The organism is Serratia sp. P2ACOL2 (genome assembly GCF_003691565.1).
Classification (GTDB): Bacteria; Pseudomonadota; Gammaproteobacteria; order Enterobacterales; family Enterobacteriaceae; genus Serratia; species Serratia liquefaciens.
The window spans coordinates 3274469-3295633 of sequence record NZ_CP033162.1; the positions used below are offsets into that span (position 1 = coordinate 3274469).

The window sequence follows — 21165 nt, forward strand, 5'->3', positions numbered from 1 at the left end:
GAGGGATCCATAATGACACCAGAATCGGTTATGGCGCTGGGCACCGAGGCGATGAAGGTGGCGTTGGCCCTGGCCGCGCCGCTGTTGCTCGCCGCGTTGGTCAGCGGCCTGGTGGTCAGCCTGCTGCAGGCCGCGACCCAGATCAACGAAATGACGCTGTCGTTCATTCCCAAAATCCTGGCGGTGGTCGCGACCATCGTGATTGCCGGACCGTGGATGCTGAACCTGCTGCTGGACTATATGCGCACGCTGTTCACTAACCTGCCCAACCTGATTGGTTAACCATGCTCACATTTGACAGCGCGCAGTTCGGCGTCTGGCTCAGCCAATATTTCTGGCCGCTGCTGCGCATTTTGGCGCTGATCAGCACCGCGCCGGTATTCAGCGAAAAGCAGATCAGCAAGAAGGTGAAAATTGGCCTCGGCGGGCTGATCGTGATACTGATTGCCCCCGGGCTGCCCACCAGCACCGTGCCTATTTTCTCTGCGGCCGGTTTGTGGCTGGCGGCCCAGCAAATCCTGATCGGTGTCGCGCTGGGCCTGACCATGCAGTTCGCCTTCGCGGCGATACGGCTGGCCGGCGAAGTGATCGGCATGCAGATGGGTTTGTCGTTCGCCACCTTCTTCGATCCCAGCGGCGGGCCAAACATGCCGGTATTGGCTCGGCTGCTCAACCTGCTGGCGATGCTGCTGTTTCTCAGCTTCAACGGCCATCTGTGGCTGATTTCTCTGTTGGTCGACAGCTTCCATACCCTGCCGATCCAGGCCGAGCCGCTTAACGGCAATGGCTTTCTCGCCTTGACCCAGGCCGGTTCGCTGATTTTCATCAACGGCATGATGCTGGCACTGCCGCTGATCTGCCTGTTGCTGACGCTGAACATGGCGCTCGGCCTGCTTAACCGCATGACACCGCAGCTGTCGGTGTTCGTCATCGGTTTCCCGGTGACCATGACCATTGGCATTATGACCATCGGCATGATGATGCCGATGCTGGCGCCGTTTTGTGAGCACCTGTTTGGCGAGTTCTTCAACCAACTGTCCGAAGTGATACGCGGTATGTCATGACCGAATTATAAAGATGTCCTTCGGCGAAGGATAAAACCGGACAGGTGCATCGTCCGGCCATCGAAAACACTTTTATTCTTATTCCTTCCAAAGTCATAATAATCCAGCCCCGGTGTTACTTGTCTTTAATAAAATGTACCTCTCACCCAGCATAACGCCCACAGTTACCCATTATTTTCTTCAATTCTATTACAACCCAATCACACATCGGCCCTGAGTTACAATTAAACACGTTTAAACCCAGCATTCCCAATGAACCTCACGATGAAAGCGCCCATAATAAAAACACCTAACCCACTGATAGGAAATATTATGTAGTCTTGTCCTGTGAAAGGTCGCACATCGTAACAATAAGGTCACCAGCCAGATTTCGTGGAATAGTAAAGGTGAAGAAAGTCATTTAACCAGTAAATAGTAATTTCTCGAAATTAGCCGAGGAATTTATATTTTCCGGTCGTTACCACCTTTTAAAAATATCTCTAACCAAGGAGTCGTTATGTTAAGGAATAAATTAGCTTACTCTATTGCCTCATCATTATTTATCCCCTGTCTTGTCGGTGCATCACCACTGGTCCCTGACTTTACCCCAGTAGAAGTGATTGCCGATTACGATACCGGTATTTTTAACGTAGTATGCGATTATTCACATACGCTGGCCGATGATGCCATTGTCATGCCTGGCCGTCCTGGCTATTCAATGATGCATGACTTCTTCGGCAACACCAGCGCCGACGCCATGACCACCACTGAGTCGCTGCAGCACGCACCAAGAACCACCTGCACCTCTGCGTATGACAGTTCATCGTACTGGGCACCGCAGCTGATGCGCGCTAACGGTACCCTCGTCAAACCCTCCTACATCAAAGTGTATTACCGCAACGACAACCCGGAAAAGCAGGCTGCTGCCCCTATCCCACCAGGGTTACAGCTGCTGGCCGGCAACCACCACCGCCCCGCGGGCCAATACGATCCGCACGTATGGTTCTATTGCCGCACGTCGCTGCAAGGTGGCGAACATTCAAACCAACCACCAGAAAGTTGCCCGCAAATCCCGGGGTTTGATGAAGGTGCCGAGTTCAATATTTCGTTAAGCTTCCCTGATTGTTGGGATGGTAAAAACCTGAAAACCACCGCCAATCCTAAAAATCGCAATGCCGCATTCAGTGAGAATGGCGTATGTCCCGCGGCTTTCCCCGTGAAGATCCCGCAGTTGAACATGCGGATCCACTACGCAATGAATGATGACGGCAATCTTAAGGGTGCCAAACTGTCCATGAACCCGACAGTTGACGAGCACGGCGCCATCATCCCGGTTTGGGGCGATCTGAACAGTGCCCATGCGGACTTCTTCGCTGCCTGGAACCCGCGCACCACCCGCTACAGCGTTGAAGAGTGCCTCAATCGTAAGGTGGCCTGTGATAAAGACATTACCGGCGATTTCGAACGCAGCAGCGCCGACGGTTGGATTTCAGCTAAAGAGGGACAAAAACATTTTGATGATGCGGTCATCAAGGTCGGGGGCGAAAATAACATTGGCCTGATCAAATTCGCGCTGCCAGAGCGCCTCGACAGCCATAGCATCACCAAGGCTGATTTGCGCCTTTACGGCCACCAGGTAAGCGGCGAAACCGGGCAGGTACGGTTATATGCACTGCCGAACACCGACTGGGATGAAAATGGCAATCAGCCTGCCATCACGCAATGCCCATCGACACCAGTGTTGGATCGTGCCCAGATGTGGAAAGACACGGTGATGAAAACCTTCGATGTCACCCAAACCGTACAGCAGGCCCTGCAGGCAGGAAAGCGCGAAATCGCCTTCTGCCTGAGCGGAAGTACCTCAGCCGACGCTGAATTTAGCAGTAAAGAAGGCAAGCGTGGGCCGATATTGCGTTTCGATTTTGACCCGGTGGCCGAAGCCTCAGCCATCAAATAAAACGTTAACGCCTGCTCAACGGATGAGTTCATGGCGATAAAAAAAGGCACGTCACGCCAAACCTGTGTGGGGGAAGCGTGACGTGCCAAACAAGTGCGCCCGGTTTCAAGAATTCCCTACCGCTGCTACGCAGCAATAACGTCTTCTAAGCACACCCAAAGAGATTGCCCGCCGTGACTGCACGGCAGGCTAAGAGCTATTTATTACCCGGTACTATGGATTTCGATGCCCCACCCCAGCTAGCGTAGAGGCGCGGTATGCTGCGCCCGTAACAACCATACTGGAGTGGATCTATCGGCCCCGCACAGCAAAGGGGATTAGCGGTTCAACTGGAACAGCGACATCCCCTGCATATCCCCGAAGGTTTTGTATGACGCCTGCAAGGCCGCCTGCTGCATGAAATAGCTGGAAATCGACTCGGCCAGATCGGCATCAACCAGCGCGCTCATTTGCGTTTTGTTGATCATGTCGCGGTCCTTGCCGATACTGTCCAGCGTATCCATTTCCTGCAGTTGGCTGCCCAGCTCCGCGCGCACGCTAAGCACTCTGTTATAAGAGTTGTCCAGGCCGCGGTTGGCTTTGGCCAGCGCATCGTTCACCTGCTGCTTGGTGGCATCATCCGCATCCTTCTGCGGTGTTTTCAACGCTTTCAGCGCGATATCAATGCTTTCAAACACGTTAGCGACGGAGGCGCTGCCATCCGGTTCCGGCTTCGGGTTGCTGGTCAATGCCATGAAGACCTTATCGCCGGTATGGCCAATGGTCATGGTGCGGTTGGCATCCACTTTCTGCTCGACCGGCGTGTTGCCGCCGACATAGCTGACCGATCCGCCCTTGTCTTCAAAGGGAGGCTTGTCGTTCACAAAACCGCCAAACATATAGCGGCCGTTGCCATCGGTGCTGTTGGCCTGGTTGAGCAACTGATCTTTCAGCCCCTGCAGCTGGGTCGCCAGCGAATCGCGGTCGTCGTCGCTTTTGGTGCCGCCGGCGCTGACGATCAGCGCTTTCATATCGGAGATGGTGCTGGTCACCCCGGCCAGCACGGTCTCTTCCATCGACACGCTTTGACGGGCAAAGGTCCGCGCCAAGGCATATTGGGTGTTTTCCGACTGTGATTGAGCCAGCATCACCGCCTGCGAAGCCGCCAGAGGATCGTCGGACGGATTGCTGACTTTTTTGCCGGTGGAAAGCTGCTCGGCGGCTTTCATAAACAGCGACTGGTTACCGGTAATACCGGACATGTTCTGTTGGTACATCATGCTGGTGGACATGCGCATGGTGCGGGTTCCTCAAAATCAGCGACCGGAACCGCCAGGGCTCCGGTCAAAGTGGAAATCAACGGATATTCAGCAGTGCGTCAAACATTGAGCTGGCGGTTTGAATGACCTGTGCATTGGCCATGTAATATTGCTGAAAACGCAGCAGTTCACCGTACTCTTCGTCCAGGTTGACGCCGGAGATCGACTGCTGCTGAATAGTCAGCTGCTTGACGATATTGGCCTGAGAAGTCGCCGAAACCTTGGCCGATGCCGTCTGGTTACCAACGCTGCTCACCATGCTGGCGTAAGCGCCGCTGAAGGTGGCTTTGCCGTCGACCAATTTTTTGGTCTGCAGATCGAGCAGCTTTTTGGCGTTTTCGTTATCGCCGCGGCCGCTGTCGTCTTTGCCGGCGGCAGCGATATTCGCCGAGTCGGTAATCGCGACTTTCAAGCTGCCCGCCACGTCGCTGACCGGCTTCACGGTAAAGCTGTCGTTCTTTTGTGCCGTGCCGTCGATGTCGACCTTCAGGCCGTCAAAGCTCAGCGTCGGTTTGCCGGTGGTGGCATCGACGCCCGCCGTGGCGTTGACCTTCACGTTGTCCGGCAGACGGCTGACCTGCCAGTTGCTGCCGTCGAACTCCACCCGGTAATCGTTGGCCTTCACCTTGCTGGTATCGGTGTAGGACACCGACAGCGCCGCATCGCCGGCATTGCGGCTGTTATCCACCACGCGCCCACCACCGAAGCTGAAGAAATCGGTGCCTGCGTCGCCGTTGAGATCGAACCCGGCACGGTGCTGCTGGTTAAAGCTGTCCGCCATCGCCAGCGCCAATTGCCCCAACTGGTTGCGTGCGCTATCCAGCGATTCGCTGCGGAACTTCAGTACGCCGCTGACGCTGCCGCTGGTAATTTGCCCTTCCGGCACTTCGCTGACGCCGTTGCCGCGGTTATAGCCGATGGTCAGGCGAGAAGGATCGCCGCTGGAAGGCACTGCCTCCACCTGGTAGGCATTGCTCCCCTGCACCAGCGTCAGGCCGTTGGCGAAAGACACGGTATAAGCGTCGCCGTCTTGCTGCATCACCTGCACGCCCACCACCTGGTTTAACTCAGTCACCAGTTGGTCGCGCTGATCGAGCAAGGCATTCGGCTCACCGCCGCTGCCGCGCAGGCGGGTAATTTCATCGTTCAGTTTGGCGATTTGCTGGCTGTAGCTGTTGATCTGGTTAGCGCTGTCGCTGAGCTGTTGGTTAACGCCGCTGTCCATATCGCGCAGGTATTTGTCGGTGTTATTGAACTGATTGACCAACCCATTGGCCTTGCCCAGCACCGTTTGGCGCGCGGCGTCATCGCCGGCGTTGCTGACCAGGTTCTCCAGGTTGCTGAAGAAATCCTGCATATTGGTCGACAAGGTATTGGTTTTGCTCGCCAGCAGGTTATCGATCTGCGAGATTTTCTCGAAGTAGGCGTTCTGTGCCCCGGCCTGGCTCTGTGCTCCGCGCAACTGATTGGTGATGAACTGGTTGTACTCACGGTTAACGCTGGTCACGGTGACCCCGTTGCCAATGAAGCCACTCATGGTACTCATACCGCCGTTCTGCGCCAGGATCGCAGTCTGTCGGTTATAGCCCGCCACGTTGTAGTTAGAGATGTTGTTACTGACGGTGCTGAGCGCCACCTGAGCCGCATTCAGCCCGCTCATCGCGGTATTGATTAAGCTGTTGGACATAGAAGTTCCTTTTGCTGCGGCGCCGGTGGCCCACAGGAGTCAATTAATCTGCTGAGCCGTTCACTCAGCCTGTCTTGGTTATCGGCAAAAACGGGGGAAACTTGAGGGAAAAATCCGGGTCCAGCATGCTGGACCCCTACATTTAAATACGGCCTATTGCGTAGGGGCGCTGCATGCTGCGCCCAGTGGCTAAAAAAGATCCTTCAGGTCGTGGGTATACGCCTTCACCACCTGCTCGCCGGCGTTTTTCATCTGCTGTATCACGCTGACCAACTTGCTGGCATATTGCGGATCGGTGGCGTAACCGGCCTGTTGCAGCGCCTGCGCCGCCTGCTCCGGGCTGCGGGCGTTGGCCACCCCGGCGTAGCGGGGGTTATTGGTCAACAGCTTGACGTAGTCGGCCATCGCCTCGACGTAAGAACCGTAAACCCGGAACTTCGCCTTGATCTTCTTCGCCGCACCCTGCTCGAACTCGGTGGTGGTGATCTCGGTCACCGGCCCGTCCCAGCTGCCGCCCGCCTTGATGCCAAACAGGTTGTAGCTCGGCGAACCGTCGGCGGCCGGGATCTCACGCTGACCCCAGCCGGATTCCAGCGCGGCCTGTGCCACAATCAGCTGATGCGGAATGCCGCTCTGCTGGCTGACGACGCGTGCAGGAGTAGACAGCCGGGCAACAAAGTTGCCGTTGTTGAGCGACAGCGCGGCCGCGCTCGGCGCTTTTGGCACCGCGCGGCGGAGAGTCTGCTCCAGCGCCTGATTCGGCAGCGTTCGCAACACCTCATCGTCCAGCGCCATCGGCGACGTGCCCGCCGTTTCGCTCGGCACCGCGTTGGCGTTGCTCATCTGCTTCACCATCATGTCGGCCAACCCCAGGCCTTTCTGCGACATCTGCTGGGCAATTTGCTGGTCATACATTGAGGTGTAGAGCCGAGACTGATCGCTGCTCAAGATCCCATCCTGCGGCAGCGCGGCACGCATGCTTTTCAGCATCATCTGCACGAACATGCCTTCAACCTGCTGCGCCACCTGTTTCAGGTTGCCCTGCGGATCGCTCGCCGCATCGCGTTTCAGTCCATTAAGCGCCTGCGCATCATAGGCGGCGCCCGACATTGCCATCAGATCGCCAGCCATCAGATAATTTCCAGCTTGGCACGCAGACAGCCGGCGCTTTGCATCGCCTGCAGGATAGACATCAGATCGATCGGCGTTGCCCCCAACGCGTTAAGCGCGCGGATCACGTTGTTCAGATTGGCGCTGGCGTTAACCTTCTGCAGCGAGCCACCCTGCTGTTGCACCGAAATCTGGGTGTTCGGCGTCACCACCGTTTGCCCGCCGCCAAACGGGGTATTTGGCTGGCTGACGGTATTTTGCCGATCGACCACCACCGACAGGTTGCCTTGCGCCACCGCGCAGGAATCCAGGATCACGTCGCGGTTCATTACTACCGAACCGGTGCGTGAGTTGATGATCACCTTGGCGTCGATCGCCCCGACGCTGACGTTAATGTTCTGGATCTCCGCCAGGAAGCGCACCTGCGAACTGTTGCCCTGTGGCACCAGCACCTGAATGGTACGGGCGTCCAACGGTGAAGCCGTGCCACCGCCGCGTTGACGGTTGATTGCGTCGCTGATCTGTTGTGCCAGCGTAAAATCTTCATCGTTGAGCTGCAGGTTAATCACCCCGCCGGCCCCGAAGGTGGTCGGCAGCTCGCGCTCAATGGTGGCGCCGTTGCTGATGCGCCCACCAGCCAGTTGGTTAACCTGTACGCTGCTGCCACCGGCCGAAGCGCCGGCTCCGCCGACCAGCACGTTGCCCTGCGCCAGCGCGTAAACCTGATTATCTACCCCTTTCAGCGGCGTCATCAGCAAAGTACCGCCACGCAGGCTCTTGGCATTACCCATGGAGGACACCACCACGTCGATATTCTGCCCGGTGCGCGAAAACGGCGGCAGCTTGGCGGTGACCATGACCGCCGCCACGTTTTTCAACTGCATGTTGGTGCCCGGTGGCACGGTGATACCCAACTGCGACAGCATGTTGCTCAGGCTCTGGGTGGTGAACGGGGTCTGCATGGTCTGGTCACCGGAACCGTCCAGCCCCACCACCAGTCCGTAACCGATCAGCGCGTTATCGCGTACGCCCTGCACCGTGACCAGATCGCGAATGCGCTCCGCCGCGGCCGGCAGGCTCAGCGCACTAATCACCAGCGCCATTAGAAATTTCTTTAACATTGGAACCTCATTCGCCTTACCCACAAGGCGTTATTGTCGCAGGCAGTTTGGGGGCGGGCGGCGCACAGGGAATGGAGCGTACACGCAGTACGTGACTGCCCCGAGCACTGCCCAACCTCAAAATGGCAAGTAAAATAGCCTGTACTCAAAACGGTGAGACATTTAAGAAGAAGCGTTGTAACCACCCCATGGTCTGCGCTTCGTTGATATAGCCGTTGCCGACATATTCAATGCGCGCATCCGCCACCTGGGTGGAGGTAACCGAGTTGCTGCCGCTGATGGTGCGCGGGTTGACGACCCCGGAGAAACGGATGAATTCGGTGCCCTGATTAATGGCGATCTGTTTTTCCCCCACCACGTGCAGGTTTCCGTTCACCAGCACCTGATTGACCGTCACGGTAATGGTGCCGTTAAAGGTGTTGTTGGCGTTGGCCCCGCCCTTGCCACCGAAGGTGCTGTCACCGGAGATATCCATGTCGGCACGCGCATTGCCTAGCAAGCCATCGAGGTAGCGTGGCGAGGTGGCCACGCCGAACTTGCTGGCCCCGTTGCGGCTGGCGTTGGCAGAGGAGCTTTTGCTGGCGCTGACGTTTTCCTGCAGCACGATCGTCAGGGTATCGCCGACGTTGCGCGGACGACGGTCTTCAAACAGCGGCTGATAACCGTAGTTCATCGGCTGCACCGTCTGGAAAATGGAACCGTTCGGCACGGGCGCGCCCGCCGGCGCCGGCTGTGCCGTGGTAGCCCCGTCAACCAGGGGTTTATGTGGAATGTAAGCGCAGCCGCTCAGCGTCAGCATCACCATTGCCGCCAGCCAGCGTTTTCCTTGCGGCGGATTTTCCATCAGAGTTGTGGTTACCACGGGTATCGCCTTTGTTTCACAAAATAGGGTTACGGGCGCTGCAGCACCCGTGAATGTGTTGACAAAGTGGGGAAAAAGCGTGGTTTTTCCCCACTTTGTGGTTATTAGCCGAAAATCAATAATTTGATTTTCCTTCATTTTTTGTTAGCAAATCCTGACCTTCCAACCCTGTTTTAAGATTGGTTAACGACCTTGCGGGCGCAGCGGCGCCCGTCAATTACAGTTGCGTCAGCTTTTGCAGCATCTGATCGGACGTCGATACCGCTTTGCTGTTGATTTCGTAAGCACGTTGGGTCTGGATCATGTTGACCAGCTCTTCCGCCACGTTGACGTTGGAGGTTTCCACATAGCCCTGATACAGCAGACCGGCACCGTTTAGCCCAGGCGTGCTCTCGTTCGGCGCGCCGGAACTCTCGGTTTCCTGGTACAGGTTCTCGCCCATGCTTTCCAGGCCGCTGTCATTGATAAAGGTGGTCAGCGTCAGTTGGCCCACCTGCTGGGCGGCAGTCTGCCCCTGCAGGGTGGCGCTGACGATGCCGTCGCGGCCGACGGTGATGCTCAGGGCATTGGCCGGAATGGTGATCGCCGGTTGCACCTGGAAGCCGCTGGCGGTCACCAGTTGGCCGTTTTGATCTCTCTGGAACGAGCCGTCGCGAGTATAGGCCAGGGTGCCGTCCGGCATCATCACCTGGAAAAAGCCCTGCCCCTTGATGGCGATATCCTTGCTGTTGTTGGTCTGCGACAGGTTGCCCTGGCTGTGCAGACGCTCGGTCGCCACCGGCCGCACGCCGGTACCGATCTGCAGCCCGGACGGCAGCGTCGTCTGCTCGGAGGACTGCGCCCCCGGCTGACGCATGGTCTGGTACAGCAGATCTTCGAATACTGCACGCTGGCGTTTAAAACCGTTAGTGCTGACGTTGGCCAGGTTATTGGCGATCACGTCCATATTGGTCTGCTGCGCATCCAGACCGGTTTTGGCAATCCATAAAGATGGGATCATGGGTTATTTCCTTGCTAATTAACTCATTGATAACAATGAATTGGCGCGCTGTTCATTTTCATCCACGCTGTGGATGACCTTCATCTGCATTTCAAAGCGGCGGGCGTTGGCAATCATGTCGACCATGGTTTCCATCGGTTTGACGTTGCTGCCTTCCAGCACGCCCGGCATCACCTGCACCAGCGGATCGTTCGGCAACTGATTGCCGCGCTGCCGTTGGGTTTCCGGCGTCAGGCGGAACAACCCGTCATCGCCACGCATCACTTCGCGCGCGTCGGCCTTCACCAGTTTCAGCCTGCCGATCTGTGCAATGCTGTTCGGCGGATCGCCCGCATTCAGCGCCGAGATGGTCCCGTCGGCGGCAATGGTGATCTCTGCCGACGGGGGTACCTCAATCGGTCCGCCGTCGCCCATCAGCGGCACGCCCTGCACCGTCAACTGCCCGGTGGAGGAGATCTGGATGTTACCGTTACGGGTGTAGGCTTCGCCGCCGTCCGGCAGGCTGACGGCCAGAAAGCCGTCCTGCTGCAGCGCCACGTCCAGCGGGCGGGCGGTGTAATTCAGCGCCCCCTGGCTCATGTCCGCGCCCGGCGTTGACGCGGTAACCAGCGTTCGCGTCGGCAAGCTTGGCCCATCCACCGGCACGGCACGCAGCGCCGACAGCTGGGCGCGAAAGCCCGGCGTCGATGCGTTGGCCAGATTATTGGCGGTGACAGACTGCTGCTCCAGCGTCTGTCGCGCTGCGCCCATCGCGGTATAAATCGCGTGATCCATAAATCAGTCCTATTAGCGCAGGCTAACCAGCGTTTGCAGGATCGAGTCCTGCGTTTTGATGGTTTGGGCGTTCGACTGGTAGTTACGTTGTGCGACGATCATGTTCACCAGTTCCTGGCTCAGATCGACGTTGGAGGCTTCCAGCGCGCCGCTGGTCAGTTTGCCCAAACCGCCGTTGCCCGCCAGACCTACGCGTGGCTGGCCGGATGCGCCGGTTTCCTGCCAAACGTTATCGCCCTGAGAAGACAGGCCTTCCGGGTTGGAGAAGTTGGCCATGACGATCTGACCCAGCACCTGAGTCTGCTGGTTGGAGTAGATGCCCATCACCGTGCCGTCGTTGTTGATCTGGAAGTTGGTGTATTCGCCTGCGCCATAGCCATCCTGCGACACTTTGCTGACGGAGTCGGCGCTGACGCTCTGCTGCATGCTCTTGGCGAAATTCAGGGTGAAGTTCTGTGCCGGCGCGCCATCTTTGGCTTCCATCGGGATCAGCATGCTGAATTCGCCGGCGGTGCCTTGTTTGCTGGTGGTGCTGGCCAGATTGCCGCTGGTGTCGAACGTCATGGTACCGGCATCTACCGGAGCAGCCGTTCCATCCTGGGTATAAACCTGCCACTTGTTCTCGTCGGTTTTCACAAAGTAGGCGTTGATGTTGTGCGCGTTACCTAACGAGTCATAAGTGGTGATGGTGTTGACGTAGTTGTAAGAATCCTTCTTGGCGGGATCGAAGGTGTGGTTATCCGGAACCTTATGCGTGGATTTAAGGTTGGCGACCATGTTGCCGGAGGTTGATGCCTTGGCGTTCATCATGCCTTCCGGAATGCTCAGCGGCACCGGGTTCGCGCCCTGTTGAATGGTCGGCGGCGTACCGGCAGCCGGGTAGCCGGTCAGTTGCAGGCCCTGCATGTTGGTCAGGTTACGGTTTTCATCCAGTTTGAACTGGCCGTTACGGCTGTAGAAAATGCCGCCGTCCTGATCCTGCAGACGGAAGAAACCGTTGCCGGAAATCGCCACGTCCAGTGCACGGCTGGTACCAGTGGTGGTGCCGCCTTTAAAGTTCTGGGTGATCCCCGCCACCTTAACGCCCAGGCCAACCTGTGAACCGGCGAACATGTCAGCAAAGGAAACGCTGCCTGATTTAAAACCAGAAGTGGCGGAGTTAGCGATGTTGTTACCGATCACGTCCAGATTGGTTGCTGCCGCGTTTAAGCCGCTTACTGCCTGAGAAAAGGCCATGTCATTCTCCGAATAGTGGTCAGGCTATCGTCCGATAACGCCTGATAGTGTTTTGATATACCCAATGACTTTCATGTTGCAGCCGGGCGGCAAGCGCAGGAGTCCCCAGGAGCTTACTCACGTAAGTGACTGGGGTGAGTGCGCACAGCCAACAACGCTGCAGCCTGAAGGATGAAGGGTATTGGGTTAAAGGATCTGCCGGACATCCTCCAGCGTGGCGCTGCCCGCCAGGCCCAGATCCAGCTTCGCGCCGTTCGCGTCGCGAATGACGCCGTTGACCATGCCAAAATGCAGATTGCGCGCCACCAGCTGTTCGCCGTTGGCTTTGGCGTTGATCGTAAAGCTGTAGGCACCGTCCGGTGCGGTGGTGCCGTCCGTCATCGATCCGTCCCAACTGAACGAATGCACGCCGGCGGTCAGGCCGCCGAGATCAATGGTGCGTACCGCTTTGCCGGTGGCGTCGGTGATGGTGGCGGTCACCGAGTCGGCCGCACGCTCCAGTTCCAGACCAAACGGCGTAGTGCTGACCTTGCCGTCTTTGCTGCCAGCCAGAATATTGCTGCCCGGGACCATCACGCCGTGGCCGATCAAAGCGGTAGCCTGCAGCGATTGATTGCTGTTGATCTGCCCGGAGATCGACCCCAGCGTGGTGTTGAGTTTCTCGATGCCCTGAACGGTATTGATCTGCGCCAATTGGCTGGTCAGTTCATTGTTCTGCATCGGGTTGGTCGGATCCTGATTCTTCAACTGCGCCACCAGCAGCGTCAGGAAGCTGTTGCTCAGATCCTGGCTGGTGTTCTTTTTTGCATTGGCACCGATGACGCTGTTATCCAGCGATTCAGTGGTGGTTGCGGCAATCGCCATGGCAAGCTCCGGTTATTGACCCAGCGTCAGGGTTTTCATCATCATCGACTTGGTGGTGTTGAGCACCTCGACGTTGGCCTGATAGCTGCGGGAGGCGGAAATGGTGTTGACCATCTCACCCACCACATCCACGTTAGGCATGCGCACATAGCCCTTGCCATCCGCCAGCGGGTTACCCGGCTGGTAAACCAGACGCTCCGGCGCCGGGTCGTCAACCACCTGCGCTACGCGTACGCCGCCGGTAGGTTGTCCGGGCGCGGCGGCAACTTCAAACACCACCTGCTTGGCGCGGTAGGGTTGGCCGTCCGGCCCGGTGACGCTGTCGGCATTGGCCATGTTGCTGGCGCTGACGTTCATGCGTTGCGACTGGGCAGACAGCGCCGAGCCGGAGATATCAAAAATATTCAGTAGCGACATGCGCCTTATCCTTGTTGTAACACTGACATCATCCCTTTGATCTGACCGTTGATCAGCGTCAGGTCGGTCTGATACTTCAGGCTGTTATCGGCGAAGTTGGTGCGTTCGCGATCCATGTCAACCGTGTTGCCGTCCATGGAGGGCTGATCCGGCACGCGGAACAGCAAGTCGAGCTGTGGCGGCTGCATGTTCTGCGCCGGAATATGGCGCGATGACGTCATGTTCAGCGCAATGCCGCTGCCGCTGGCGCGCCCTTGCTCCAGCACCTTGTTCAGTTGGCCGGCGAAATCGATATCCCGCGCCTGATAACCCGGGGTGTCTGCGTTGGCGATGTTGGCGGCCAGAATTTCCTGCCGCTGGGCGCGCAGGTTCAGCGCCTCTTGACCAAAGCGCAGAGCAGCGTCCAGTTTGTCGATCATGCTCCCTCCGCGAGGTTAGAATTTGGAGCCGACAGCATAAACGTCCCTTCCGCCAGCCTATCGTGGGAATAAGGGCAAAATGCGTCGCTATTTATCTGCTTAGCCTGCGCGCACTCCGGGTACACTTACGCGCACCCTGAGGCTTTTTGAGGAAGAAGCGGAGATGAAAGCGAAAATGCTGTTGTTGGCAGCCCTGCTGTGCAGCCTGAACGCACGGGCCGAAGATCTGGCGGCGCAGATCGATCGCTTCATCAGTAGCCAGTTCAGCGGCAGTCCGGTGCAGGTTAAAGTGCTGGTGCGCACGCCCGCCACCCAATGGCCGCAGTGCGAATTCCCGCAGCTCTCTTTGCCGCAGAATGCGCGGCGTTGGGGTAATATCAGCGTTTCGGCACGCTGCGGCCAGGAACGGCGCTTTATCCAGACCCAGGTTCAGGTGATCGGCCAATATCTGGTGTCGGCCCGCGGCATCAGCGCCGGCAGCAAGCTGACAGCGGCGGATATCACCTTTAAAAGTGGCCGGCTCGACACCTTACCACCGCGCACGCTAAGCGAAACCGGCAAAGCGCTGGGGGCCGTCAGCCTGCGCAATATCAGTCCCGGTCAGCCGCTGACCTTCGCCATGCTGCGTCGCGCCTGGGTGATCAAGGCCGGTCAGGCGGTACAGGTGACCGCGCAGGGAAGTGGATTTAACATCAGCGGTACGGGCAAAGCCATGAACAATGCTGCCGCCGAAGACAATGTCCGTGTGCGTATGGCTTCCGGACAAATCGTCAGCGGTATAGCCAGTGATGACGGTACGATCCGTATTGGGTTATAAGACGGTACGATCCGTATTGGGTTATAAAAAGGTAAAGGTTTATCAAAACCTGCCGATAAGAAAATCATAAGCAGACTTTTATTGGCCGCCAGGGCCACAAAAATATCAGCCATTGCCTTCGCGGCGATGGCATCGATGGAGATTGACCATGAGTATCGATCGCACCCAGCGGCTGCAACCCGTTCCAACGGTGCAACCTCGTGAAACCGCGACTGAAAGCCCACTTCAGCCACGCAAAGCTGCCCAGACGGAAAGCACCGTCAGCGGCACCCAGGTAAAATTGAGCGACGCGCAAGCGCGCCTGATGCAGCCGGGTACGCAAGATATTGATATGAATCGGGTGGACGCCATCAAGCAGGCGATCCGCAACGGCGAACTGAAAATGGATGCCGGGAAAATTGCCGATGCGCTACTGAAAGACGCGCAAAGCGATGCCCTGTGGATGGCTAACGGCCAGCAAACGCCGGAGGCTTAACCCTCGGGTTAAACACCAAGGAATTCTTTGACAGGTGGTTATTCGTAATGGAAAGTCTGGCGCAACTGATTGATAAGCTGTTGGAAACCCTGAATGCGCTGAGTACGGTGCTGACGGAAGAACATCATCTGCTCTGTTCGGGACAATTACCGGGCGTGGCGCTGCAACGCGCTACCGATGCCAAGAGCCAGTTGCTGGCCACGGTAAACTATCTGGAGCAGCAGCGGCTGAACCTGGAGCGCGCACAGGGGCAACAGGCACCCTATTCCGCGCACCCGCGCCTGGCGGACGGCTGGCAACGAGTACAAACGCTCAGCCAGCAGCTGCGGGAAAAAAACCAGCATAACGGCATGCTGCTCAATCAACAGATCGATCACAACGCTCAGGCGCTGGCGATCCTGAGCAAGCAAAACAAATCGCTCTACGGCCCGGATGGCCAGTCGCGCAATGCCAGCCTGCTGGGGCGAAAAATCGGCGTTTAATCAAAGAATGATTGTTGATACACCTGAGCGGGCTCAACCGGTGGATGATAAGACCCCAGGGCTATTTGACGAACGGCAGGTCCGAGTATCTTGTGGTATAACTGGGGGACAGCATTTCGCGTTTCATCGCCCAGCTTTTTTGGATCCCCTGCCCGGCAAACCACACCGTGCCCCGACCGGACTGATTAAGCCGATCAAGGGTCTGCATTAACTCACTGCTGTTAGGCCTGGGCTGGTGTTCATCAAACAAATTAAGCTGCGCCACCCCCTGGCTAAAGAAATCACTCAGCATCACACCGGCTTTCATATAGCGAAAATCGTCTTTCCAGATGCGGTCAAGCGCGCTGACAGCAACGCGAATAATGTCACGCGTATCGTTGGAAGGGATCGCCAGGCGCCCGCTGGCCTGAGGGCCGTAAAATGTTTCATTTTCGGCATGGGGACTGGTTCGCATAAAGACGCTGATCACACAGCAGAACTGCTTCTCTGCCCTGAGCTTTTCGGCTGCGCGTTCCGCATAGGTACAAATGGCCTGGCGCATATCTTGATAAGCCGTGATGCGGTGACCAAATGAGCGGCTACAGATGATCTGCTGTTTGGTGGGCGCAAACTCATCCAATGCCAAACAGGATTCGCCGCGCAATTCACGAACCGTACGTTCGAGTACCACATTAAAGTGTTTACGGATCACCCAGGTTGAACAGTCAGCAAGCTGTAGCGCCGTTTCGATTCCCATAAAGCTGAGCTTCTTGCCGATGCGACGGCCCACGCCCCACACCTCGTCCACCGGCACTAACGCCAGCAGTTTTCGCAGACGCTCAGGATCGGACAACTCAACAACGCCCCCCGTTTGACGCCACTTCTTTGCCGCAAAATTGGCGATCTTCGCCAGTGTCTTGGTTTGCGCGATCCCCACGCCAACGGTTAACCCGGTATTCTTTAACACCCGATCGCGCATTTGATGGCCAAAGGTGCTCAGCGGAAGGCTGCTACTCAGGCCAGACACATCGATAAAAGCTTCATCGATGGAATATATCTCTACGACAGGGGCCATCTCGATTAGCGTCAGCATCACCCGATGGCTGAGATCGGCATAAAGCGTATAATTCGAGCTGAAAACGCTGACCTGCTGGCGCCGTAATTGCTCTTTGATTTTGAAGTAAGGCGCCCCCATTTTGATGCCCAGCGCTTTGGCTTCCGCCGAAAGTGAAATAACGCATCCGTCATTGTTTGAAACGACGACGATCGGTTTGCCCTTAAGATCTGGCCGAAAAACAGTCTCGCAGGACGTGTAGAAGCTGTTGACGTCAACAAGTGCGAACATGTCGGTTTGATTTCAAGGTAAATGTCACAACGCCAAAGATTTCCAGCTCTTCTTCGGCCTGGAAAACGATCGGAGAATAATCCGTATTATGAGGCACCAGCTGAATACGTGGATGGGTTTGCAGCTCCTTCACGGTAAATTCGCCGGCCACTGCCGCTATGACGATGTCGCCATGAACGGCGGTCAAGGAACGATCAACCACCAGTAAGTCACCGTGGCTGATACCTGCGCCGATCATCGAATCACCACTGACCCGGACAAAGTACGTCGCACTGGGGTGTTTCACCACCAGCTTATTCAGGTCGAGACTGTCTTCGACATAGTCCTGAGCCGGGCTGGGAAAACCGCAGGAGACTCGCTCCATAAAGAGGGGAAGTAATAAACCGGGAGTGAGCTGACTGGGGTGAATAAACTGCATAATGGCGGATCCGAATAACTGTATTTATATACAGTATCCATGATCGTCAGCAACGATCAAGCGGCGTATAATAAAATTCCTGAAAGCAGTTGAAGCATCAGGAAATTTAAATTGGCTTACCTGCCCCGTGGCTAAACACACTTTGGGGCAACGGAATAAAACCAGGTCGAAGGCAACGGCCTGAGGGACTTGGCTTGTGTCGTTTTAGTTTTACTCGTAATTCACAATCACCTGATTGCTGATCACGCGCAGCGGCGGATTCAGGCTGCCGCGCGCCTGCACGTAATAAACAAAACGCAGTTCGGCGTTCGCCGGTTCCCCTTTCAGCCCGGTGCTGCTGCCGCTGCCGCCGCCCAACACAATGCAGCGCGTCAGGGTGCAAAGCTGCGCCTGCATGCCCGCCGGCTCATCGGCCAGCAGCCGGTAACGCCAGCTTACGCTGGTGATGCGGGCATTGGCGTCCGGCAACGCATTGGGGGCGCGTAACCCCGGCGATTCCCCCCGCTCACCACCATATTCCAGCGTTGCGCCGACGCTGTCGGCTACCCAAGAACCGGATGCTGCCTGCACGCTCAACGGCGCTAACAGGCAAATTAACGCCAGACGGTGTTTCATTATGCGGCCCCAATGGTGGAGGTCATGCGGATTTGGCGGTCGTCATTGATCTCCAGATTCGACAACACCACCATCTGCGGCAGGCTGCGACGCAGGAAACGCGCCAGCAAGGCCCGCAGTGCGTGATTCACTAACAGTACCGGCGGCGCGCTGAGCATTTCCTGCCGCTGCAACGCCTGTTTGGCCTGATCCAATAAACGATCCGCCAGGCCCGGTTCCAAACCGCCGCCGCCCTGCAGCGCTTGCAGTAACAGACGCTCGAGCTGGGTATCCAGGCCAATCACCTGAATTTCACCGTTGCCCGGGAACCACTGTTGGGTGATCGCCCTTCCCAGCGCCACGCGCACCACGGTGGTCAGCTCATAAGGGTCGGTTTGTGATGGGGCATGCTCCGCCAGCGTTTCAATAATGGTGCGCATATCGCGGATGGAAACCCGTTCCGCCAGCAGGTTCTGCAACACCTTGTGCAGCGTGGTCAGGCTTACCACGCCCGGCACGAAATCTTCGGTCAGCTTCGGCATGTCCTGTGCGACGCGATCCAGTAATTGCTGCGCTTCCTGTCGGCCAAACAGCTCACTGGCAAACTGGCCAATCAAATGATTAAGGTGCGTCGCGACCACCGTGCTGGCTTCCACTACGGTGAAGCCCTGGATCTGCGCCTGCTCGCGCAGCGCGCTGTCAATCCATACCGCTTCCAGCCCAAACGCCGGATCGGTGGTTTTATCCCCCGCCAACTCGCCCACCGCATTGCCTGGGTTAATTGCCAGCCAGCGGCCCGGTTGCGCTTCGCCACTGCCGATTTCTACGCCCTTCATCAAAATACGGTAGCTGGCCGGCGGCAGTTCCAGGTTGTCGCGGATATGCACCACCGGTGGCAGATAGCCCATCTCCTGCGCGAATTTTTTACGGATGCCGCGGATACGGCCCAGCAATTCACCATTCTGTTGGAAATCCACCATCGGGATCAGCCGGTAACCGACCTCCATCCCCAACGGATCTTCCAGCTGCACGTCAGACCAACTGGCTTCCACCGCCTGCGGATTATCCTGCGTGACCGGCACTTCCTGCACTTTGGGCGCTTGCTGATCGCGCCCGCGCAGCCACCAGGCCAACCCTAACAGAGCGGCGGTAAACAGCAGAAATACCAGGTTCGGCATCCCCGGGACCAGCCCAAGCAGGCCGAGCACCGCGGCGCTGAGCAACATAACCCGCGGGTTGTTGAACAGTTGGCCAACCATCTGCTCGCCAACGTCCTGATCGGTCGCCACGCGAGTCACGATCACGCCGGCGGCGGTCGAAATCACCAACGCCGGGATCTGCGCCACCAGGCCGTCACCGATGGTCAGCAAGGTGTAAGTTTCCGCCGCCGTGCCCAGTTCCATTCCGTGCTGGAGCACGCCGACCAACAGACCACCGACCACGTTTAGCATCATGATCATCAGACCGGCGACCGCATCGCCACGGACAAACTTACTGGCACCGTCCATCGAACCGTAGAAGTCCGCTTCCTGCGTGACCTCAGAGCGACGTTTTTTCGCCTCTTCTTCACCGATCAAACCGGCGTTGAGATCGGCATCGATCGCCATCTGCTTGCCCGGCATGCCGTCCAGCACAAAGCGTGCGCCCACTTCGGCGATACGCCCGGCACCCTTGGTGATAACCATAAAGTTGATCAGCACCAAAATGATAAACACCACGATACCGATGGCGAAGTTACCGCCCACCAGGAAGTGACCGAAGGCCTCTACCACGCGGCCTGCGGCGGCAGATCCAGTATGCCCTTCCATCAGGATGATGCGCGTCGAAGCTACGTTGAGCGACAGGCGCAGCAAGGTTGAGAACAGCAAAATGGTGGGGAATGCGGCAAATTCAAGCGTACGCTGGGTAAACATCGCTACCAGCAACACCATGATCGACAAAGCAATATTGAAGGTGAACAGCAGATCGAGGATAAATGCTGGCAACGGCAGCACCATCATCGACAGGATCATCAGGATCAGTATCGGGCCGGCCAGCACCTGCCACTGCGTATCTTTAAAACTGCCCGGCAAACGAAGCAAGGCGGCCAAATTAGCCATTTGTATTACTTTCTCCAGCAAAATCCAGTGCTTCCGGCACCGGTAAACGTTCAGGTTTTTTCGGGATCAGCCCCCCTTCGCGCCGCCAGCGTCGCAGCTGGTAAACCCAGGCCAATACTTCGGCCACGGCGGCATACAGGGTGGCGGGAATGTGTTGTCCAATCTCGCTGTGTCGATATAGGGCACGTGCCAGCGGCGGTGCTTCGAGCATGGGAATACGGTGTTCCGCCCCCAGTTCACGAATACGCAGCGCAATTTCACCGGCCCCTTTGGCCAGCACCTTCGGCGCACTCATGTTTTTATCGTTGTACTGCAGCGCGACGGCGTAATGCGTCGGGTTGGTCACAATGACGTCGGCCTTGGGGACGTCGGCCATCATTCGCCGCCGTGCAACGGCACGCTGTTGCTGTCGGATGCGCCCTTTAACGTGCGGGTCACCCTCCTGCTCCTTGAACTCGTCGCGGATGTCCTGCTTGGTCATCTTCAGCTTTTTGAAATGGCTCCACAGTTGGTAAAACACGTCAAACGCCACCATCGGCGTCAGCCCGAGTACCACCAGCAGGCCGCAAAAGATGATCATTCGCAGCGCGTTACCCAGCGCATCGAGTGGCTGTTGCGTCACCAGATGCAGCATCGCCGCCCAGTTGTGCCACAGGTATAAACCGGTGATCCACCCTACCAGCGTCGCCTTCAGGATGCCCTTCAACAGCTCCGCCAGCACCTGGCTGGAAAAGATGCGTTTCAGCCCGGACAGCGGGTTCATGCGCTTGAGATCGAACTTGAGCGATTTACCGCTCAGCAGCAGGCCGCCCAGCAGCATCGGCGCCGTCAGCGCGACCAGCGCCAACCCGGCCATGATCGGCAACAGCGCCCATACCGCCTGGCGTAACAACATCGCCAACTGGCGCAGCATCTGCTTGTCGTTACTGACCATGCCGTGGTCGAAATTCAGGCCCTGGGTCAGCATGGCCGCCAACTGTTGCGCCATGTTGCCGCCGGAAACCCAGATGATCGACAAGCCTGCCACCAGCATCAGCACCGACGTCAGCTCGCGGGAACGCGGGATCTGGCCATCTTCACGCGCCTTCTCCACCCTATGGGGCGTGGGGGCCTCGCTCTTTTCCAGATCGCTGTCTTCAGCCACGGGGCGGTTCCTGTGCCGGAGGGA

22 protein-coding genes are annotated in these 21165 nt (G+C 57.4%); 6 read left to right on the forward strand and 16 right to left on the reverse strand.

What is annotated here, in order from left to right; translation table 11 throughout:
* The first annotated feature begins 12 nt into the window (after positions 1–12).
* The 3 genes from fliQ to EBA31_RS15995 all read left to right on the forward strand — a co-directional run bounded on the left by fliQ (position 13) and on the right by EBA31_RS15995 (position 3000).
* Complete coding sequence (gene fliQ, locus EBA31_RS15985; RefSeq protein WP_041414697.1) at positions 13–282, forward strand: flagellar biosynthesis protein FliQ; 270 nt, start codon at positions 13–15, stop codon at positions 280–282.
* A gap of 2 nt (positions 283–284) precedes the next feature.
* Positions 285–1064 carry a flagellar biosynthetic protein FliR gene (gene fliR / locus EBA31_RS15990; RefSeq protein ID WP_044552050.1) on the forward strand — a complete coding sequence of 260 codons (780 nt, stop codon included), beginning with the start codon at positions 285–287 and terminating at the stop codon, positions 1062–1064.
* Positions 1065–1560: 496 nt separating this feature from the next.
* Positions 1561–3000 (forward strand): DUF1996 domain-containing protein, encoded by a 1440-nt coding sequence (locus EBA31_RS15995; protein ID WP_122079701.1) that lies wholly within the window; start codon positions 1561–1563, stop codon positions 2998–3000.
* A gap of 317 nt (positions 3001–3317) precedes the next feature.
* Here EBA31_RS15995 and flgL read toward each other — a convergent pair whose 3' ends face one another.
* The 11 genes from flgL to flgB all read right to left on the reverse strand — a co-directional run bounded on the left by flgL (position 3318) and on the right by flgB (position 13788).
* A complete protein-coding gene (gene flgL / locus EBA31_RS16000; protein WP_122079702.1) occupies positions 3318–4277 on the reverse strand; it encodes a flagellar hook-associated protein FlgL in 960 nt (319 codons plus the stop codon).
* A gap of 58 nt (positions 4278–4335) precedes the next feature.
* Positions 4336–5985 (reverse strand): flagellar hook-associated protein FlgK, encoded by a 1650-nt coding sequence (gene flgK, locus EBA31_RS16005; protein WP_115058585.1) that lies wholly within the window; start codon positions 5983–5985, stop codon positions 4336–4338.
* A 189-nt stretch (positions 5986–6174) separates the two neighbouring features.
* Positions 6175–7116, reverse strand: a complete 942-nt coding sequence (gene flgJ / locus EBA31_RS16010) for a flagellar assembly peptidoglycan hydrolase FlgJ (RefSeq protein ID WP_122079703.1) — start codon at positions 7114–7116, stop codon at positions 6175–6177.
* Positions 7116–8216 carry a flagellar basal body P-ring protein FlgI gene (locus EBA31_RS16015; RefSeq protein ID WP_046373247.1) on the reverse strand — a complete coding sequence of 367 codons (1101 nt, stop codon included), beginning with the start codon at positions 8214–8216 and terminating at the stop codon, positions 7116–7118. Before EBA31_RS16015 ends, flgJ begins: the two co-directional genes overlap by 1 nt.
* Before the next feature lie 145 nt (positions 8217–8361).
* Positions 8362–9060, reverse strand: coding sequence for a flagellar basal body L-ring protein FlgH (gene flgH, locus EBA31_RS16020; RefSeq protein WP_020827516.1), 699 nt, complete (start codon positions 9058–9060; stop codon positions 8362–8364).
* Between the two features lie 235 nt (positions 9061–9295).
* Positions 9296–10078, reverse strand: a complete 783-nt coding sequence (gene flgG, locus EBA31_RS16025) for a flagellar basal-body rod protein FlgG (protein WP_020827517.1) — start codon at positions 10076–10078, stop codon at positions 9296–9298.
* Between the two features lie 18 nt (positions 10079–10096).
* On the reverse strand, positions 10097–10852 hold the full coding sequence (locus EBA31_RS16030; protein WP_020827518.1) for a flagellar basal body rod protein FlgF: 756 nt from the start codon (positions 10850–10852) through the stop codon (positions 10097–10099).
* A gap of 12 nt (positions 10853–10864) precedes the next feature.
* Positions 10865–12088 (reverse strand): flagellar hook protein FlgE, encoded by a 1224-nt coding sequence (flgE, locus tag EBA31_RS16035; protein ID WP_020827519.1) that lies wholly within the window; start codon positions 12086–12088, stop codon positions 10865–10867.
* 186 nt (positions 12089–12274) lie between these two features.
* Positions 12275–12952, reverse strand: coding sequence for a flagellar hook assembly protein FlgD (gene flgD, locus EBA31_RS16040; protein ID WP_122079704.1), 678 nt, complete (start codon positions 12950–12952; stop codon positions 12275–12277).
* Positions 12953–12964: 12 nt separating this feature from the next.
* Positions 12965–13369, reverse strand: a complete 405-nt coding sequence (gene flgC / locus EBA31_RS16045; protein WP_122079705.1) for a flagellar basal body rod protein FlgC — start codon at positions 13367–13369, stop codon at positions 12965–12967.
* Positions 13370–13374: 5 nt separating this feature from the next.
* On the reverse strand, positions 13375–13788 hold the full coding sequence (gene flgB, locus EBA31_RS16050; protein WP_020827522.1) for a flagellar basal body rod protein FlgB: 414 nt from the start codon (positions 13786–13788) through the stop codon (positions 13375–13377).
* Positions 13789–13951: 163 nt separating this feature from the next.
* Here flgB and flgA point away from each other — a divergent pair, with 163 nt between their 5' ends.
* The 3 genes from flgA (at position 13952) to EBA31_RS16065 (ending at position 15562) form a co-directional block, all read left to right on the forward strand.
* Positions 13952–14605: a flagellar basal body P-ring formation chaperone FlgA gene (gene flgA, locus EBA31_RS16055; protein WP_020827523.1), complete on the forward strand. Its 654-nt coding sequence runs from the start codon at positions 13952–13954 to the stop codon at positions 14603–14605.
* Positions 14606–14753: 148 nt separating this feature from the next.
* Complete coding sequence (gene flgM / locus EBA31_RS16060; RefSeq protein WP_048760265.1) at positions 14754–15080, forward strand: flagellar biosynthesis anti-sigma factor FlgM; 327 nt, start codon at positions 14754–14756, stop codon at positions 15078–15080.
* A 47-nt stretch (positions 15081–15127) separates the two neighbouring features.
* Positions 15128–15562, forward strand: coding sequence for a flagella synthesis protein FlgN (locus EBA31_RS16065; RefSeq protein ID WP_020827525.1), 435 nt, complete (start codon positions 15128–15130; stop codon positions 15560–15562).
* A 61-nt stretch (positions 15563–15623) separates the two neighbouring features.
* Here EBA31_RS16065 and umuC read toward each other — a convergent pair whose 3' ends face one another.
* The 5 genes from umuC to flhB form a co-directional block, all read right to left on the reverse strand.
* Positions 15624–16886, reverse strand: coding sequence for a translesion error-prone DNA polymerase V subunit UmuC (gene umuC, locus EBA31_RS16070; protein WP_046373243.1), 1263 nt, complete (start codon positions 16884–16886; stop codon positions 15624–15626).
* Positions 16870–17304, reverse strand: coding sequence for a translesion error-prone DNA polymerase V autoproteolytic subunit (umuD, locus tag EBA31_RS16075; RefSeq protein WP_122079706.1), 435 nt, complete (start codon positions 17302–17304; stop codon positions 16870–16872). Before umuD ends, umuC begins: the two co-directional genes overlap by 17 nt.
* Before the next feature lie 210 nt (positions 17305–17514).
* On the reverse strand, positions 17515–17919 hold the full coding sequence (locus EBA31_RS16080; protein ID WP_020827528.1) for a flagellar protein FlhE: 405 nt from the start codon (positions 17917–17919) through the stop codon (positions 17515–17517).
* Entirely contained in the window at positions 17919–19997 is a 2079-nt protein-coding gene (gene flhA / locus EBA31_RS16085; RefSeq protein WP_020827529.1) for a flagellar biosynthesis protein FlhA, read from the reverse strand. Before flhA ends, EBA31_RS16080 begins: the two co-directional genes overlap by 1 nt.
* Positions 19990–21141 (reverse strand): flagellar biosynthesis protein FlhB, encoded by a 1152-nt coding sequence (gene flhB / locus EBA31_RS16090; protein ID WP_020827530.1) that lies wholly within the window; start codon positions 21139–21141, stop codon positions 19990–19992. The genes flhA and flhB overlap by 8 nt, the downstream gene beginning before the upstream one ends.
* Positions 21142–21165: the final 24 nt, after the last annotated feature.